This window comes from Prevotella sp. HMSC073D09, from assembly GCF_001814145.1.
GTDB lineage: Bacteria > Bacteroidota > Bacteroidia > Bacteroidales > Bacteroidaceae > Prevotella > Prevotella conceptionensis.
In genome coordinates, this window is record NZ_KV815131.1 from 20,286 (window position 1) to 22,959 (window position 2,674).

Annotated in this window: 2 protein-coding genes and 1 tRNA gene; all 3 read right to left on the reverse strand. The window is 44.4% G+C overall.

Translation table 11 applies throughout. The features are described from left to right. Positions 1 to 797: 797 nt before the first annotated feature. The 3 genes from HMPREF2955_RS13005 to HMPREF2955_RS13015 all read right to left on the reverse strand — a co-directional run bounded on the left by HMPREF2955_RS13005 (position 798) and on the right by HMPREF2955_RS13015 (position 2,411). Positions 798 to 869, reverse strand: a tRNA-Arg gene (locus tag HMPREF2955_RS13005). Positions 870 to 1,227: 358 nt separating this feature from the next. Then, on the reverse strand, positions 1,228 to 1,827 hold the full coding sequence (locus tag HMPREF2955_RS13010; RefSeq protein ID WP_083317733.1) for a hypothetical protein: 600 nt from the start codon (positions 1,825 to 1,827) through the stop codon (positions 1,228 to 1,230). A 170-nt stretch (positions 1,828 to 1,997) separates the two neighbouring features. Beyond that, positions 1,998 to 2,411, reverse strand: a complete 414-nt coding sequence (locus HMPREF2955_RS13015) for an SRPBCC family protein (RefSeq protein ID WP_070723871.1) — start codon at positions 2,409 to 2,411, stop codon at positions 1,998 to 2,000. Between the last annotated feature and the right edge of the window lie 263 nt (positions 2,412 to 2,674).

Genomic DNA, 2,674 nt, shown 5'->3' on the forward strand with positions numbered 1-2,674 from the left:
TTTGTTGCCAAATGTGGTGCAATATGCCGCTAAATGCAATGTGTTTTGCTGCTAAATGCAGTGCGTTTTGGTGCTAAATGGAGTGCGTTTTGGTGCTAAATGCAAGGTAAAATGGTGCAAAACGCGGGGTGAAATGCTGCCAATTGCGAGATAAAAAGCATAAAAATACACTGAAATGGTATAAATAAAACTCCTTTGGAGCATGAGAAACATGGCTAAAAGGGGCAAAATGGTCGTTAAAAAGTGGGGTTTTAGGGTCTAAAAGTGGGTAATTGGGGGTGAAAAATAATGAGCTGGCAACCAATCTAGAAAGGCAAAATGGTGCAAAACACAGCTTTTGTTTTCAAAAATAGACAAATAATAAGGCGCGAAAAGCTAGAAATAGGGGCTAATTGCCTTCTTTTAGGGCTTTGTTTTCGCTAGAAGGGGGTGGTGAATAATGTACGTTTTGTAAAATATTTTTAAACTTTCGGGGTAGTGAGGTGTGTTTATAAGTTTTTAAGTTTATGATGTGGTAAGTTTATGATGTGGTAAGTTTATGGGTTATTAAGTTAATGGGTTTGTGAGCTTATGAGGTGGTAAGTTAATGAATTTGTAAGTTTAGGTGCTTGTTTGAGGATAAGTTTATAAGGCTATGAGTTCGTAAGTTTATGAGCTGTTAAGTCTATGAGCTATATTTAATGCTAGTGTTGGAAAAACCACTTCTATTCTGAACGAGGCAAAGAGGTTGTTGTAATCTGTATTTTACTTGGCTTATGGCATAACAAAAAAAACGCCCGAAGGCGTTTTGTTGGGAGTACTTCCACCGGGAATCGAACCCGGATCAAAGGTTTAGGAAACCTACGTTCTATCCATTGAACTATGGAAGCCCTGAATTAATGTGCTGCAAAGTTACGTTAAAAGACGCACAATGCAAAATAAAATGCTGCTTTTGTTATGCCATGCCATGTAAAACATCGGTGTTTGCAGTGCGACGTGGGGCATAACTGGCCTTGCTTGGTGTGCTAGCTTGGCTAGCTAGAATTGGTTTTATCTAGTGTTTCTAGTTGTGCTAGTCTTTCTAGTTTTGCTAGTCTTTTTGGTTTTGTAGGTCCTTCTAGGGTTGCAGGTCTTTCCAGGGTTGCTAGTCTTTCCTGGATTTCTAGCTTTTCTAGATAGGCTAGTAAGCCCGTTTAACGGAGGACAGTGCTTTGCGAAAGCAACCTTAAGTAATCTTCCTTATGCCCATCAGTTCACCACCAACAAGCCATACGGCCCAGTTGTAGATGCGCGATAGCGTATCAGTTTGTTGCCTTGTGCGCCTTCGGCCACGTTTCCACCCGTTGAAAGGTTGTACTTGCGACGGCAATTGGCGCAGGTGGCGAACCCGTTTGCCTGCACTGTTAGCGGATAACTGTGGCGCGGAACGGCGGTAGACGAGTAGCAATTGGGGCATTGCAGGTCGTAGGCATAGAACACGGGCGGGTCTGACAGCAGGCCATAGCCCAGTATCAGTCCGTTGTTGATGCCCAAAACCACACCTCGGTTTTGGTCAACGGCTGTGGCCTTCGATGCTTGTTGTGCTCCGCCGCCACCTGCAACGAAGTTGAATTCAACATAACTGTTTTGTCCTGAGTAGCGCGTCTGCATGCTCACGGTTACGAAAACGTTGCTGTGGGGCGACATGGCCGATGCCAATACGACGTTGTTTTGCACCTGATTATCAAAGATAAAGTAGGCGCGGCGGTCCGAAAACTCGTTCTCTACCTTTCCGCACGAGCTTAATAGGGCGCAAGCCAAGGGCAAAAGCATGGCGATGAGTAATGGATGAATTTTTGGTTTGGTCATAAGCGGATTGGTTAAAGGTGAAAAGATGGGTATGGATGTCTGTTGGATAAGTTGGATAAGTCGGACAGGTCGGACAAGTCAGACTGGTCGGAAAAGCGCATGGCTAAACAGCTTTAACCCATCAAAACTACTACTTATTACTTACTACTCATTACTTACTCCTTTTCTTCTCACTCATACTTAATCACTTGCAGCAAGTCGGCAATCTTCTCCAAACCTTCCATCAAAGGTTTCTTAACCATTCCTTTAATAAAGGGGTTCAGTTCGGCTTTGATGGTTAGTTTCATCTTGCTTGCGTTGTCGCCGTTGGGTACAACTTGAATCCAGAGATTGAAATGAACGGGCGAATCGGCCGTTTCAAACTTGATGCACTTAGGTGCTTCGCGTTCCACGATGCGCAGTTTAATCTGCCCAACGGGGTTAACGCTCATCGAGATAGAGTCGTTGTCGAAGGTCATCTGTTCTAGTTTGTCTTCGGGCAACTTGTCTTTTAAGCGTTCAATGTTAGAGAGGTCGCTCAACATGTTGAACACCGCCTCTTGTTTATAGGGTATTTGTCGGATACTACTTTCGAATGTAGACATGTGTAGGGTTTAAATAATGAATGAAAAGGACTAGCAACCAACTCACAACTGACCTAACCCAGCCCACAACCAGCCTCACCCCCAGCCCCTCTCCAAGGGGAGAGGGGATGATATGCAGTGCTATTACAATGTTAGAGATAAGATAATACCGTGTAGTGGCAACGCATGAGTTGGAGTGCGCCCCGACCCTTCCAATGTTAGAGATAAAATTATGCAGTGTAGCGGCAACGCATTTCACTCCCCTCTCCCCTTGGAGAGGGGCT